This window comes from Arthrobacter sp. YN, from assembly GCF_002224285.1.
Lineage (GTDB): Bacteria > Actinomycetota > Actinomycetes > Actinomycetales > Micrococcaceae > Arthrobacter.
Genome location: NZ_CP022436.1, coordinates 196299 through 210648 on the forward strand (window position 1 = coordinate 196299; position 14350 = coordinate 210648).

The 14350-nt window shown below is 60.9% G+C and carries 10 protein-coding genes and 2 rRNA genes; 8 read left to right on the forward strand and 4 right to left on the reverse strand.

Annotation, left to right across the window (positions count from 1 at the left end; all coding sequences use genetic code 11):
- Positions 1–354 precede the first annotated feature (354 nt).
- Together CGK93_RS00970 and rrf are read left to right on the forward strand one after the other, a co-directional pair.
- Positions 355–3510: ribosomal RNA gene (locus CGK93_RS00970) — 23S ribosomal RNA — on the forward strand.
- 162 nt (positions 3511–3672) lie between these two features.
- Positions 3673–3789, forward strand: a 5S ribosomal RNA gene (gene rrf, locus CGK93_RS00975).
- 64 nt (positions 3790–3853) lie between these two features.
- Here rrf and CGK93_RS00980 read toward each other — a convergent pair.
- Complete coding sequence (locus CGK93_RS00980) at positions 3854–4717, reverse strand: LysR substrate-binding domain-containing protein (RefSeq protein WP_232481494.1); 864 nt, start codon at positions 4715–4717, stop codon at positions 3854–3856.
- Positions 4718–4788: 71 nt separating this feature from the next.
- Here CGK93_RS00980 and CGK93_RS00985 point away from each other — a divergent pair, with 71 nt between their 5' ends.
- Both CGK93_RS00985 and CGK93_RS00990 read left to right on the forward strand, forming a co-directional pair.
- A complete protein-coding gene (locus CGK93_RS00985) occupies positions 4789–5667 on the forward strand; it encodes an alkaline phosphatase family protein (RefSeq protein WP_232481495.1) in 879 nt (292 codons plus the stop codon).
- Positions 5664–6521, forward strand: coding sequence for an EamA family transporter (locus CGK93_RS00990; RefSeq protein ID WP_232481496.1), 858 nt, complete (start codon positions 5664–5666; stop codon positions 6519–6521). Before CGK93_RS00985 ends, CGK93_RS00990 begins: the two co-directional genes overlap by 4 nt.
- Here the strand turns inward: CGK93_RS00990 and CGK93_RS00995 are convergent.
- The 3 genes from CGK93_RS00995 to CGK93_RS01005 all read right to left on the reverse strand — a co-directional run bounded on the left by CGK93_RS00995 (position 6518) and on the right by CGK93_RS01005 (position 9192).
- A complete protein-coding gene (locus CGK93_RS00995; RefSeq protein ID WP_089593208.1) occupies positions 6518–7351 on the reverse strand; it encodes an alpha/beta fold hydrolase in 834 nt (277 codons plus the stop codon). The genes CGK93_RS00990 and CGK93_RS00995 overlap by 4 nt on opposite strands.
- Positions 7352–7431: 80 nt before the next feature.
- On the reverse strand, positions 7432–8286 hold the full coding sequence (locus tag CGK93_RS01000) for an alpha/beta fold hydrolase (RefSeq protein ID WP_089593209.1): 855 nt from the start codon (positions 8284–8286) through the stop codon (positions 7432–7434).
- 9 nt (positions 8287–8295) lie between these two features.
- The gene (locus CGK93_RS01005) at positions 8296–9192 is read right to left on the reverse strand and encodes an alpha/beta fold hydrolase (RefSeq protein WP_089593210.1); all 897 of its coding nucleotides are present in this window, start codon (positions 9190–9192) and stop codon (positions 8296–8298) included.
- Between the two features lie 76 nt (positions 9193–9268).
- Here CGK93_RS01005 and lysS point away from each other — a divergent pair, with 76 nt between their 5' ends.
- The 4 genes from lysS (at position 9269) to CGK93_RS01020 (ending at position 14293) form a co-directional block, all read left to right on the forward strand.
- Positions 9269–10798, forward strand: coding sequence for a lysine--tRNA ligase (lysS, locus tag CGK93_RS01010; RefSeq protein ID WP_089593211.1), 1530 nt, complete (start codon positions 9269–9271; stop codon positions 10796–10798).
- A 2-nt stretch (positions 10799–10800) separates the two neighbouring features.
- A complete protein-coding gene (locus tag CGK93_RS23715) occupies positions 10801–10974 on the forward strand; it encodes a hypothetical protein (protein ID WP_198318316.1) in 174 nt (57 codons plus the stop codon).
- 129 nt (positions 10975–11103) lie between these two features.
- Complete coding sequence (locus tag CGK93_RS01015; protein WP_089593212.1) at positions 11104–11430, forward strand: histone-like nucleoid-structuring protein Lsr2; 327 nt, start codon at positions 11104–11106, stop codon at positions 11428–11430.
- Positions 11431–11800: 370 nt separating this feature from the next.
- The gene (locus CGK93_RS01020) at positions 11801–14293 is read left to right on the forward strand and encodes an ATP-dependent Clp protease ATP-binding subunit (protein WP_089593213.1); all 2493 of its coding nucleotides are present in this window, start codon (positions 11801–11803) and stop codon (positions 14291–14293) included.
- Positions 14294–14350 lie beyond the last annotated feature (57 nt).

The following is a 14350-nucleotide window of genomic DNA, read 5'->3' on the forward strand; positions in this document are numbered from 1 at the left end:
GTGGGGGGTGGGTGTTGTTGGGAACGCTGCCGGGGTGCATGGTTTGTGGGGGTTGTGTTTGGCGCACTGTTGGGTCCTGAGGCAACAGGACCTTTTTGCAGCAATGCAGAGGGCATCGTTCTGGTGTTTCTTTTGTTCCTGCTTCCGGTTCTGCCGCTGTCCCCGTTTGTGGGGTGGTGGTGGTCTGGTTGATGGGGTTGTTGTTTGAGAACTACATAGTGGACGCGAGCATCTGAGACACACTTGTGGCTGGCCTCTTCGGGGGTTGGTGGGTGTGTTTCTACAGCAATTTCTTATGAATGAACCTGGCCCTTGTGGTCATGGTTCTCTCGAGTAAGTTTTTGATCTTTGTGTGGTCAAGTTTTTAAGGGCACACGGTGGATGCCTTGGCATTAGGAGCCGAAGAAGGACGTAGGAATCTGCGATAAGCCTGGGGGAGTTGATAACCGAGCGTTGATCCCAGGATGTCCGAATGGGGAAACCCCGCACAACGCTGCAAGGTGATTGTGTGACCCGCATCTGAACACATAGGGTGCGTGGGGGGAACGCGGGGAAGTGAAACATCTCAGTACCCGCAGGAAGAGAAAACAATAGTGATTCCGTTAGTAGTGGCGAGCGAACGCGGATCAGGCTAAACCGTTTCCATGTGTGATAGCCGGCGGGCGTTGCATGGGCGGGGTTGTGGGACTTTCCGTGATGGTTCTGCCGGACCGTTGGGGTGATGTGCAGGCATAGGTGAACGGTCTTGAAAGGCCGGCCAGAGAGGGTGGGAGCCCCGTAACCGTAATGTTGTGTGCAGCCTGGAGAGTATCCCAAGTAGCACGGGGCCCGAGAAATCCCGTGCGAATCTGTCAGGACCACCTGATAAGCCTAAATACTTCCTAATGACCGATAGCGGACCAGTACCGTGAGGGAAAGGTGAAAAGTACCCCGGGAGGGGAGTGAAACAGTACCTGAAACCGTGTGCTTACAATCCGTCGGAGCAACCGCGAGTGATCGCATAGTAGTTGTGACGGCGTGCCTTTTGAAGAATGAGCCTGCGAGTTAGTGTTACGTCGCGAGGTTAACCCGTGTGGGGTAGCCGTAGCGAAAGCGAGTCTGAACAGGGCGAGTGTAGTGGCGTGATCTAGACCCGAAGCGGAGTGATCTACCCATGGCCAGGTTGAAGCGACGGTAAGACGTCGTGGAGGACCGAACCCACTTCAGTTGAAAATGGAGGGGATGAGCTGTGGGTAGGGGTGAAAGGCCAATCAAACTCCGTGATAGCTGGTTCTCCCCGAAATGCATTTAGGTGCAGCGTTGCGTGTTTCTTGCCGGAGGTAGAGCTACTGGATGGCCGATGGGCCCTACAAGGTTACTGACGTCAGCCAAACTCCGAATGCCGGTAAGTGAGAGCGCAGCAGTGAGACTGTGGGGGATAAGCTTCATAGTCGAGAGGGAAACAGCCCAGACCACCAACTAAGGCCCCTAAGCGTGTGCTAAGTGGGAAAGGATGTGGAGTTGCGAAGACAACCAGGAGGTTGGCTTAGAAGCAGCCATCCTTGAAAGAGTGCGTAATAGCTCACTGGTCAAGTGATTCCGCGCCGACAATGTAGCGGGGCTCAAGTACACCGCCGAAGTTGTGGATTTCACACATTGCCCTAGCCTTCGTGGTTCAGGGGTGTGGAGTGGTAGGGGAGCGTCGTGTGGGCAGTGAAGTCGCGGTGGAAACCAGCGGTGGAGCCTACACGAGTGAGAATGCAGGCATGAGTAGCGAAAGACGGGTGAGAAACCCGTCCGCCGAATGATCAAGGGTTCCAGGGTCAAGCTAATCTGCCCTGGGTAAGTCGGGACCTAAGGCGAGGCCGACAGGCGTAGTCGATGGACAACGGGTTGATATTCCCGTACCGGCGAAAAACCGTCCATGCCAAGCGGGGGATACTAACCGCCCGGAGCCTGCCCGCTCACCCTTGTGGTGTTGTGGGTTTTGGCCGAGCGCGGGACCTGATCCTGGGAGGTAAGCGTATTAACAGGTGTGACGCAGGAAGGTAGCCGGGCCGGGCGATGGTTGCCCCGGTCTAAGGATGTAGGGTCAGGGATAGGCAAATCCGTTCCTGTGTGCTTCGAGCACGTTCCTGAGATCTGATGGGACTCCCGTATGGGGGGATCCGGTGATCCTATGCTGCCAAGAAAAGCATCGACGCGAGGTTTTAGCCGCCCGTACCCCAAACCGACACAGGTGATCAGGTAGAGAATACCAAGGCGATCGAGAGAATTATGGTTAAGGAACTCGGCAAAATGCCCCCGTAACTTCGGGAGAAGGGGGGCCTGCCCCGTGATGGAGACTTGCTCTCCGTGAGCGGGTGTGGGCCGCAGAGACCAGGGGGAAGCGACTGTTTACTAAAAACACAGGTCCGTGCGAAGTCGCAAGACGATGTATACGGACTGACTCCTGCCCGGTGCTGGAAGGTTAAGAGGACCGGTTAGCCCCTTGTGGGCGAAGCTGAGAATTTAAGCCCCAGTAAACGGCGGTGGTAACTATAACCATCCTAAGGTAGCGAAATTCCTTGTCGGGTAAGTTCCGACCTGCACGAATGGAGTAACGACTTCCCCGCTGTCTCAACCATAAACTCGGCGAAATTGCAGTACGAGTAAAGATGCTCGTTACGCGCAGCAGGACGGAAAGACCCCGAGACCTTTACTATAGTTTGGTATTGGTGTTCGGAGTGGCTTGTGTAGGATAGGTGGGAGACGTTGAAACCCGGACGCCAGTTCGGGTGGAGTCATCGTTGAAATACCACTCTGGTCACTTTGGACATCTAACTTCGGCCCGTGATCCGGGTCAGGGACAGTGCCTGATGGGTAGTTTAACTGGGGCGGTTGCCTCCTAAAAAGTAACGGAGGCGCCCAAAGGTTCCCTCAGCCTGGTTGGCAATCAGGTGTCGAGTGTAAGTGCACAAGGGAGCTTGACTGTGAGAGAGACATCTCAAGCAGGGACGAAAGTCGGGACTAGTGATCCGGCGGTACATTGTGGAATGGCCGTCGCTCAACGGATAAAAGGTACCTCGGGGATAACAGGCTGATCTTGCCCAAGAGTCCATATCGACGGCATGGTTTGGCACCTCGATGTCGGCTCGTCGCATCCTGGGGCTGGAGTAGGTCCCAAGGGTTGGGCTGTTCGCCCATTAAAGCGGTACGCGAGCTGGGTTTAGAACGTCGTGAGACAGTTCGGTCCCTATCCGCTGCGCGCGCAGGAAATTTGAGAAGGGCTGTCCTTAGTACGAGAGGACCGGGACGGACGAACCTCTGGTGTGTCAGTTGTACTGCCAAGTGCATCGCTGATTAGCTACGTTCGGATGGGATAACCGCTGAAAGCATCTAAGCGGGAAGCTCGCTTCAAGATGAGATTTCCATACACATTATGTGTGAGAGGCCCCCAGCCAGACCACTGGGTTGATAGGCCGGATGTGGAAGCGAGGACTAAAGACTCGTGAAGCTGACCGGTACTAATAGGCCAACAACTTACACCACACACAACACACTGCACGCGTCCACTATGTGGTTCCCGAACAACAACCCGCACCAAGGGTTGCCGGAACCAACAACTAAATAACAACACCACAGTTGTAACCAAAAGATTTCCCACCCACCCCCGAGGCAAACACCACAAGGGGCCGGGACGGGTAACAGAGTTACGGCGGTCATAGCGTGGGGGAAACGCCCGGTCCCATTCCGAACCCGGAAGCTAAGACCCACAGCGCCGATGGTACTGCACCCGGGAGGGTGTGGGAGAGTAGGACACCGCCGGACAACCATTAAGGCAAGAGCCCCGACCACAGGTCGGGGCTCTTCCCCTTTAACCACCCAACACGCATTAACCACCCACACACCCCAACACCGCGTCCACCACATGGCTCCGCTGCTTATCCCGTCGATACACCAGGTACTCCGTTATCGGCGGAATCGAATCAACAAAATCAAGCAACACCAACCGGGGATCGTCGTTGAATTCATCCTCTGCGATGACCCCAATGCCTAGGCCGGCGATCACCGCCGCGTGGACTGCTTCCCGGCTGTCAGTCTCGAGGACTTCCGCTGGTTGCAGTTGGGCTGCGGAGAGCGCTGTCTCAATGGACCTACGGGTGACGGACCCGATCTCCCTGATGATCAGCGGGTGGTCAACAAGGTCCCGGAGCCGGATCACCTTGCTGCCGGCCAACGGGTGGTCCTGCCGAACGAACGCCACCAGGTCCTGCGTTCCGAGCCGGCGTGCAATCAAGTCCGGATGTGGTGTCTCGTCGGCGATGATGCCGACGTCCACAGTTCCGGCCAGGACCCGTCTGCGTACCTCAGCGGAGTTTCCGCTGACGAGTTGGATGCTGACTCCCGGGTTCAGCTGGCGGAACGTGCTGAGCACGCCCACGGCGTTGATGGGAGCGTCGGTGCCGAACCGCAGCTCTCCTTGCATGACGTTGCGCGCCCTGGCCAGGACGGTCTCGGCTTCGAGCTCGGCGGCGAATAGCCTGGCTGTGACTGCCAGGAGCTTGCCTCCCAAAGGCGTCAGCTCTACGGACCGTCCAGCTCGTTGCAGGAGCTGGATCCCGTGGTGCCGCTCCAAAAGGCGGACCTGTTCGGACAGGGTAGGTTGGCTCACTTTTGCGGCTGCAGCCGCCGCGACGTAACTGCCGTGGGTGGCAACGAGGTGGAACGCCCGCAGGTGGGTGAGATTCATAGGCATGGCCTAAGTCTCCTATAGATGAGAGCGGCTGCTCCTATGGGTTGCCGTCAAAGCCACGTACCGTCGTGGCTGTGAAGAATGAATCCCACGTCCTGGTAGTCGGAATCGACGGCGTCCGTTACGACTCCCTCATGTCCGCGACCACACCCGCCTTAGACCAGATTGCCCGAAACGGCTTCCTGCTCCCCGTCCGCGTTCACAGGAAGAATGCCACGATTTCCGGTCCAGTCTGGGCCACAGTGGCCACCGGGGTTTATGCAGACCGGCACAAGGTCACCGGGAACAGTGACCATCCGCCGGAGCTCGCTGCCTATCAGGACTTCACCGCCGTTCTTCGTGCGGCCCGTCCGGAGTCGCGCACTATGATTGCCGCGAGCTGGTTTCCTGTGGCGGCACCCACAGCGTGCGGGCCCCTCTTCTCTTCCCGTGGCTGGGTGCCGGAGGACGATCCTGAAGAAGCGAACGACGCCGGCAGCTGGGTAAGTGCCGACGACTCCGTTGCAGATTATGCGGCCGGACGGTTGGAGCGCGAGGACCTGGCGGCATCCTTTGTGTACTTTGGCGAGGCCGACGTTGAAGCCCATAACAACGGCACGGGTACCGGCTACCTTTCAGCCATTCAGCGCTGCGACTCCCGCCTCAAAAGCCTGTTGGAAGCCATTGAGTCGAGGCCTCGTCGTGGTGACGAACACTGGACTGTCATAGTAGTGACTGACCACGGGCACGTCGATGCCGGTGGTCATGGGGGTGAGACCGATGCCGAGCGCACAGCCTGGATCGCTGCCTGCGGCGAAAGCGTGCCCCTGGACGTCATGGCCGTGGACCACGCCGATATCTTTTCCCAAGTACTGGCTACATTTGGTGTTGCTGCAGGAGACACGGACGGGCTCGACTTCGGTGCCCGGCGTGACCTGCAGGAGCAACCCGCAACGACGACAGTTCTCCGTTGACCCTTGCAGTGACGGCGGCAGTCCTTCTCGCGGCGGTCCTGCACAGCGTGTGGAATGCCTTGGCCAAGGCGATTCCGGACCGGCTTGCCTCGTCCACCATGATTGCCTTGGCCTATTTGGCGTCCGGCCTGGTGGGGGCAGCGGTCTTCGGAGTTCCCCCACAGCAGTCGTGGCCCTATGTTGTAGCGTCGGCGGCCTTGCAGAGCTGCTATCTCATCCTGCTGACGACGTCCTACAAGCACGGCGATTTCGCCCAGGTTTATCCGCTGGCACGGGGCCTCGCTGTCCTCTTGGTCGCGGGGGTCGCCACCACTTTCCTGGCAGAGAAATTGAGTTTCTGGCAGCTGGCGGGAGTGGCGGTCGTCGCTGGTTCTTTGCTGAGCCTGGCCCTCACAAAACACGGTGCAACGGCCAGCGCCGGCAGGAACCGCAAGGGCACTTTCTTCGCTGTGCTCACGGGGGCAGCCATCGCGGCCTATACCGTGGTGGACGGTGTAGGAGTCCGGGTTTCCGGGCAACCGATGGCTTATGTCTCGTGGCTTTTCCTGCTGCAGGGCATGGTGATTCCCTTGATCTGCTGGCGCATGGCCTCCGAGAGCCGTTCTTTCCCGCAACGAGTGGCGCGGTACTGGAAGCCCGGATTCATCGGAGGACTGGTGTCCATGCTGGCCTACGGAATTGTGGTCTGGGCACAGAGCCTGGCCCCGCTTGCCGTGGTGTCGGCGCTGCGCGAGACCAGCGTCCTGTTGGCTGGAGTCATCGGCGCGGTGTTCTTCAATGAAAAGTTCAGCCGGCTCCGGTTGGGCTTGACGGCCATAGCGGTGGCCGGCATCGCCGCCATCCAGCTCGGCTAGCCCGAGAAGAACTCCGACAACTCCGAGATCAGCTTGTCCGGAGCCTTAATGGGACCGTCGTGTCCCGAGCCAGGGAGGATGCTGTAGCTGGATCCGGAGAGGACGTCATGGATCTGGCCGCACGCAACACCAAAGTAGGCGGGGCTCTTTTCGCCCACCACGATCAGCGTCTCCAGCGGAAGGGCAAGGAACGGCTCGGCTGGCATATCGGCGGCGATGACGGCCTTAATTTCCCGGACACCGCAGGTCATCAGTTCGCGCATCTGCTTGCCCAAGGGCGTACCGGCGGCCAGCTTGTTGGCCAGGGTCAGCATGGACAGTGGCATGCGTGCGAAGGCGCCGCCGGTCTCCACGCCCTTGATCAGGACGGCGAGGGCGCGGTCATAGTCTCCCGCCGCCGTCGCGCGTTCATAATCCGGTGTCCAGTCGGCCTTGACGCTGTGGTTGACCGATACGGCGGGATCGTAGACGGCTAGCCGCTCCACGGGCAGGGTCCGCGCAGCGTGCAGCGCGACGGCGCCGCCAAAGCTGTGTCCAAAGACGTCGGTGCTGGACGTGTGCTTCATGACGGCGTCCAGATCCCGGATGTCGGCCTCGAGCGTGTAGTCCTCGGCCTGCGGGGATGAATCGCCGCGTCCACGTCGGTTGAATGTATGAACGGGCCGGCCCAGCGCTTCGCTGAGTTTTTGCGCGAAACGCGAGTAATCGGCAGCCGTCACCATGGAGGCAGGAACGACGACGACGCCGGAACCCGCCGCTGCCAGCCCACCGCCTGTGGTGAGTACTTCGAGGTGTCCGCCGTCGTGGGTCATGATGATGTCGCGCGTCATGACTTGAGCCTAACCGAGCGACCTGAATGCAGGCAGCATGCCGGCCCTTATGTGGAAAAGCAGTCAGTGTGGAAAAGCAGTCAGCGTTTGAAATAGTCCGAGATATCCGAGACGAGTTCGTTCACTGCTGCAGGAATGGACCCATGGAATCCCTTGGGCGAAACTTCCAACGTGCTGCCGGGAACAGCCCTGTTCAGCCGGGCAGCGGTGACCTTGTAGAACTGGGGGCTCTTCTTGCCCACCATGAAGTGCGTGCTGGACGGCAGGATGGAAAAATCGGTCGGAGTATCTGCGGCTTCGAAGGCTGCCTTCAGCTCACCAACACCTGAAGGCATGAGCTCGCGGAAAAGCCTGTTCACTTTGGTCCCCGACACCACAGCCATGAGTCCCGCCAGAATGGGCTCAGGAACCCGGGCAAGGGCAGTTCCCGGCTGCATTCCGCGCTTCATCCGGGCCAGCGCCCGGCCAACATCGCCCTTGTCGACCGAATCCGCGAAGCCAGCCAGCCAACCGGTGTCCATGCTGCCATCGATGTTCACCGCGGCGTCGTAAACAGCGAGCTTGTCCGGCTGGTGGTGCGTGCCGGCGAAAGCCTGGGCGGCATTCAAAGCCACAGACCCACCCAGGCTGTGGCCAAAGATGTTCCGGGCGCCGGTGGCGTCCATGATGGTGCGGACATCGGCGATCTCCGTAGCCATGGAGTAGTAGTGCGGCTGCTCGGTGGATTTACCCCGGCCACGGCGGTCGTACACGTCCACAGCCCAGCCAGCACCGAGGCCTTTGGCCAAAGCGACGGAGAAGGGCCGATAAATGAGTGCCGTGAGGAACGCGCCGCCGATCAGGACCACCCGGCGCTCCCCGGGTGCGTCTTCGGTGCCGTAGCTGTACAAGGCGAGCCGTCCGCCGTCGTGCGTCTGAATATCGCGTTCCCTCACCGGAACATCCTAGGTGGCATCCGGAAGTTCGCCATGGAACCGGGTCCCGGAAAGGAACCGCGCTATGCGGGCCGCGAGCCGCTTGCCCGGCCGCAACGGCCCTTCGTGGAACTGCAACGGCACCACAGCAAAGTCGATTACCGGCACGGCCCCGGCCAGGGTGCGGCCGGTCTCTGCGAAGTACGACGGACTCCAACCGCCGCTGAGCATCAACGTGGGCGTGGAGAGTTCCATGAAGTCGTGAAGGTGGGCATCGGCGTCCAGGACTGCACGCATTTCGGTGACTGCCGTGGGCAGCAGGGAGCGCATCTCCAGGCCCAGGCGGGTCCGGGCCGACAGGACACTGAGCGTGCGCAGCGCCCCCATGGGCAGATAGGAAATTGGCCCGGCGGTTCCCAAGCCCTGCACCAGATGCGCCCACGCGTGATCCAGCTGACCGGCAGTGACCGCTTCCTCAAGCTCGGGCCGCCACCGGCTGCTGAGATTGCCTGACAGCGACACTGCGGCGTCGTAAGTGACCAGTTTGTTGATGCGGGCCCGCCTCGCGGCCTGCAGCGCCACGAAGCCGCCATAGCTGTGCGCCACAACGTCCGTGGAGCCGGTCTTCTCCATCACCGCGAGGAGGTCCGCGATCTCGGTTTCCACCGAATAGCCCGACGGCTGCGGCGCGGACCGCCCCCGGCCGCGCCGGTTATAGCTGTGAACCGGGCGCCCCAGCATGACGCTCAGGGTCCGCGCGAAAGGCCAGTACAGCGAGTCCGTCACCAAAGTGCCATGAACAAGCACGACGCCGGCGGGTTCGGCGGGTGCCTTCGAGCCGGGAATTGACGCTGCTGACGCGGGCCGGAAGGTGTGCACCTCAAGCTGCCCGCCGCCGTCGACCGTTTCAACTGTCCATGTCTCCACAGCCTCGAGTCTATGCGTTTGCCTGATCTTGGGGCCCGGAAGTGAAGGTCCGTAATGACCGGTAAACTTAAGGACTGTGACTTCCGCAAACACCCCAGCCCTGAACACCTCCGCAGAGCCCATCGACGCCAGCGAGCAGATGCGCATCCGTATGGAAAAGCGCGCCAAGCTGATCGAGCGCGGCACGGAGGCCTATCCGGTGGGTGTTGAACGGACCCATTCCCTCGGCGAAATCCGGGAGAAGTACGCGCACCTGGAAGCCGATGAAACCACCGGCGACACCGTTGGTGTCACCGGGCGCGTCGTGTTCGTGCGCAACACCGGCAAGCTGTGCTTCGCCACCCTCCAGGAGGGCGGCGTGGACGGCAAGGGCGTCCGGTTGCAGGCCATGCTGAGCCTTGCCAACGTTGGCGAGGAAGCGCTCGCCGAATGGAAGGCCCTGGTTGACCTGGGCGACCACGTCTTCATCAAGGGCGAGGTCATCTCCTCCCGCCGCGGCGAGCTGTCCGTCATGGCCGACTCCTGGTCCATGGCGTCCAAGGCCCTGCGCCCCCTCCCGGTACTGCACGCAGAACTCAACGAGGAAACCCGCGTCCGCCAGCGCTACGTGGACCTCATGGTCCGCGACGAAGCCCGCGAGATGGTCTACAAGCGCGCAGCAATCACCCGTTCGGTACGCGACACCCTGGACCGCCATGGCTACGTGGAGGTGGAAACCCCCATCCTGCAGCTGGTCCACGGCGGCGCTACGGCGCGCCCGTTCGAAACGCACATGAACGCGTTCGACCAGAAGATGACACTGCGCATCGCTACCGAGCTCTTCCTCAAGCGCGCCGTTGTGGGTGGCATCGACCGCGTTTACGATATGGGCCGTGTTTTCCGCAATGAAGGCGTGGACTCCACGCACAGCCCCGAATTCACCACCCTGGAATGCTACGAAGCCTGGGCGGACCAGTTCGTCATGGCCGAGCGCATGAAGGAAATCATCCTGAATGTGGCGGACGTCGTTGGGACACGCACCATCCAGACGGATGCCGGCGAAATCAACCTCGACGGCGAATGGGCCTGGGTTTCGGTTTACCCGGGTATTTCCGAAGCCGTGGGTGTGGAAATTACTCCGGACACCACGGTGGAGGAACTGCTGGCAATTGCGGCCAAGCACGAAGTCAAGGTGGACCCCAAGTGGGACGCCGAGAAGATTGTGGTTGAGCTGTTTGGCGAGATCGTGGAACCCACCCTGCTGAACCCGACGTTCGTTTACGACTACCCGCCGTCGGCACAGCCGCTGGCCCGACCACACCGTGAAGACGGGCGCCTCATCGAGGCCTGGGACCTGATCATCGGCGGCATGGAGCGCGGTACAGCCTTCTCGGAACTCATTGACCCCGTCATCCAGCGCGAACGCCTCACGGAGCAGTCACGCCGCTCCGCAGCTGGTGATGAGGAAGCCATGCAACTGGACGAGGACTTCCTCCGCGCCCTCGAATACGGTGCGCCGCCCATGGGCGGCATCGGGCTCGGCATTGACCGTTTGGTCATGCTGTTCACCGGGGCCGGCATTCGCGAAACCATTCTGTTCCCCTTGCTGAAGCCTGAAGGACACTGACCGTGGAGTACATAGCAGTCCTTGCGCCGTCCATAGTTGTAGGTTTGATCTTCTGGTTTGCCATGAAGTCAATCTTCAATGCAGACAAATCCGAGCGTCAGGCAGAAGCCCGCGCCCAGGCCGAAGCGAATTCAAAAAATGCCGGCCCGGCGTCCGAAGGTCCAGCCGCTAAATAGGCTCCTAAATGGGTTCCACTTTCACGTGAATCCATTTGTGCTTTGACGTGCGTGCTTGCCGTGAACGATAATCGACAAAGGAACCCGGGGAATTTCTGATTATCCATCCCTCCAAAAGAGAGGCAACTCATGGCACAGAAAGTAAAAATCATCCTCGTCGATGACCTGGATGAAGGGGCTGCGGACGAAACTGTCCGCTTCGGCCTGGACGGTGTGAGCTACGAAATGGACCTGTCCACAGCAAACGCAGCGTCGCTGCGGAAGGCCCTGGAACCGTTTGTCGCAAAGGCCCGGAAGACCTCTTCCGGCCGCGGGGCGCGGGGTCGCGCTACACCGGCCCGCAACCAGGATTCCGCACAGATCCGTCAGTGGGCCCGGGATAACGGTTACACGGTCAACAGCCGCGGACGTATTCAGGCTGAAATTCAGGAAGCCTACCAAAAGGCCAATTCCTGATTCACCACTTCAATGCCCCGGCAGTCACTGCCGGGGCATTGGTTGTTTAACGAGCCGGGTTTGTTGGGCTCCACCGTGGCCTGCCGGTGGAATAATCCGTGAATCTGCCCGGTGCTGGACGGCCCGTTTACCGGTGCTATTGGGGGAGCGGCAAAGCGTCCCGATTACTCCGCCGTGGAATACGCCCGGGGTGCCCAGACGGCAGGCTGCCGGGGCCGGCTGGCAGGATGTCACCGTCGCCTGCCGCGGTCAAGGGGAAGTTCCCGTTTTATTCCTCAGCGGCGTCATGTTTCCCCTGTGGCGAACACGCTCCAAAAGTGTTGCTCCGGCACGTAGCATCAAAGTACGTCGTAGCTAGGAGTGTGGCGAAATGTTTGAGAGATTTACGGACCGTGCCCGTCGCGTGGTCGTCCTTGCCCAAGAAGAGGCACGGATGCTCAACCACAATTACATCGGTACCGAGCACATCCTCTTGGGTCTGATCCACGAGGGTGAAGGCGTTGCTGCCAAGGCGCTCGAGTCCCTGAGCATTTCGCTCGATGGCGTTCGCGAGCAAGTACAGGAGATCATCGGCCAGGGCCAGCAAGCCCCGTCCGGTCACATCCCCTTTACGCCGCGTGCCAAGAAGGTGCTTGAGCTTTCCCTTCGTGAAGCACTGCAGCTCGGCCACAACTACATCGGTACTGAGCACATCCTGCTCGGCCTCATTCGCGAAGGCGAAGGCGTGGCCGCACAGGTGCTGGTGAAGCTTGGCGCAGACCTGAACCGGGTCCGCCAGCAGGTCATCCAGCTGCTCTCCGGGTACCAGGGCAAGGAGACCGCAGGCAGCGGCTCCGGCCAGGGCCAGCCGGAAGGTACCCCTGCCGGTTCGGTGGTGCTTGACCAGTTCGGACGCAACCTGACCCAGGCTGCCCGCGAAAACAAGCTCGATCCTGTGATCGGCCGCGAGCAGGAGATGGAACGCGTCATGCAGGTCCTCTCCCGCCGTACCAAGAACAACCCGGTGCTGATCGGTGAGCCCGGCGTCGGTAAGACTGCCGTCGTCGAAGGCCTCGCCCAGGCGATTGTCCGCGGCGATGTCCCGGAGACCATCAAGGACAAGCAGCTGTACACGCTTGACCTGGGTTCCCTGGTTGCCGGCTCCCGTTACCGCGGTGACTTCGAAGAGCGCCTGAAGAAGGTCCTCAAGGAAATCCGCACCCGCGGCGACATCATCCTCTTCATTGACGAGATCCACACCCTCGTTGGTGCAGGTGCTGCCGAAGGCGCCATTGATGCTGCGTCCATCCTGAAGCCGATGCTCGCCCGTGGTGAACTCCAGACCATCGGTGCCACCACTCTTGACGAGTACCGCAAGCACATCGAAAAGGATGCCGCGCTTGAGCGCCGCTTCCAGCCGATCCAGGTCAAGGAACCCTCGGTTGCGCACGCGATCGAGATCCTCAAGGGACTCCGCGACCGTTACGAGGCACACCACCGCGTCACGATTACCGACGGCGCCCTTGCCTCAGCTGCGCAGCTGGCCGAACGCTACATCTCGGACCGCTTCCTGCCGGACAAGGCGATCGACCTCATCGATGAAGCCGGCGCACGCCTGCGCATCCGCCGCATGACCGCTCCGCCGGAGCTCAAGGCCATGGACGAGCGCATTGCCGACGTGAAGATGGAGAAGGAATCCGCCATCGACGCCCAGGACTTTGAGGGTGCTGCCTCGCTGCGCGACAAGGAGCAGAAGCTCATTGCCGAACGCGCGGAGAAGGAGCGCACCTGGAAGTCCGGCGGCATGGATGACATCTCCGAGGTTGACGAGGACCTGATCGCGGAAGTTCTGGCGAACTCCACGGGCATCCCGGTCTTCAAGCTCACCGAGGAAGAGTCCTCCCGCCTGCTAAAGATGGAAGACGAACTGCACAAGCGCGTCGTCGGTCAGGACGAGGCCATCAAGGCACTGTCCCAGGCCATCCGCCGCACCCGTGCAGGCCTGAAGGACCCCAAGCGTCCCGGTGGCTCGTTCATCTTTGCCGGCCCCACGGGCGTCGGTAAGACCGAGCTCGCCAAGGCACTTGCCGAGTTCCTGTTCGGTGAAGAGGACGCCCTCATCACGCTGGACATGTCCGAGTACTCCGAGAAGCACACTGTTTCGCGTCTCTTCGGTGCACCTCCGGGCTACGTCGGCTACGAAGAAGGCGGCCAGCTGACGGAGAAGGTCCGTCGTCGTCCGTTCTCCGTGGTTCTGTTCGACGAAGTGGAGAAGGCCCACGCCGATCTCTTCAACTCACTGCTGCAGATTCTGGAAGACGGCCGCCTGACCGACTCCCAGGGCCGCGTGGTGGACTTCAAGAACACCGTCATCATCATGACCACCAACCTTGGTACCCGCGATATCTCCAAGAGCGTGGCGACGGGCTTCCAGTCCGGCACGGACACCCAGACCGGCTACAACCGGATGCGGGCCCGGGTTACCGAAGAGCTCAAGCAGCACTTCCGCCCCGAGTTCCTCAACCGTGTTGACGACGTCGTGGTGTTCCCGCAGCTGACGCAGGACGAGATCATCGAGATCGTGGACCTGTTCGTGAACCGCCTGGAGCGCCGCCTCAAGGACAAGGACATGGGCATCGAACTCACCCCCGCTGCCAAGGTTCTCCTGGCCACGCGTGGTTACGATCCCGCTATGGGTGCCCGGCCGCTGCGCCGCACCATCCAGCGCGAGATCGAGGACCAGCTGTCCGAGAAGATCCTGTTCGGCGAGATCCACTCCGGCGACATCGTTGTGGTGGACGTTGACGGCGAAGGTGACGACGCCAAGTTCACGTTCGAAGGCAACGCCAAACCGCGCATCCCGGAGATCGCTCCGACCGCGTAAGGCCAACGCTTCATCCCGGAAGCCCCACCTGCTCCGCAAGGAGTTGGTGGGGCTTCT

Bases quoted from the DNA above. Each gene is read 5' to 3' on its own strand.
- CGK93_RS00980 (WP_232481494.1), bottom strand. From the start codon at position 4,717: ATGCCTATGAATCTCACCCACCTGCGGGCGTTCCACCTCGTTGCCACC.
- CGK93_RS01020 (WP_089593213.1), top strand. From the start codon at position 11,801: ATGTTTGAGAGATTTACGGACCGTGCCCGTCGCGTGGTCGTCCTTGCC.
- CGK93_RS01015 (WP_089593212.1), top strand. From the start codon at position 11,104: ATGGCACAGAAAGTAAAAATCATCCTCGTCGATGACCTGGATGAAGGG.
- CGK93_RS00995 (WP_089593208.1), bottom strand. From the start codon at position 7,351: ATGACGCGCGACATCATCATGACCCACGACGGCGGACACCTCGAAGTA.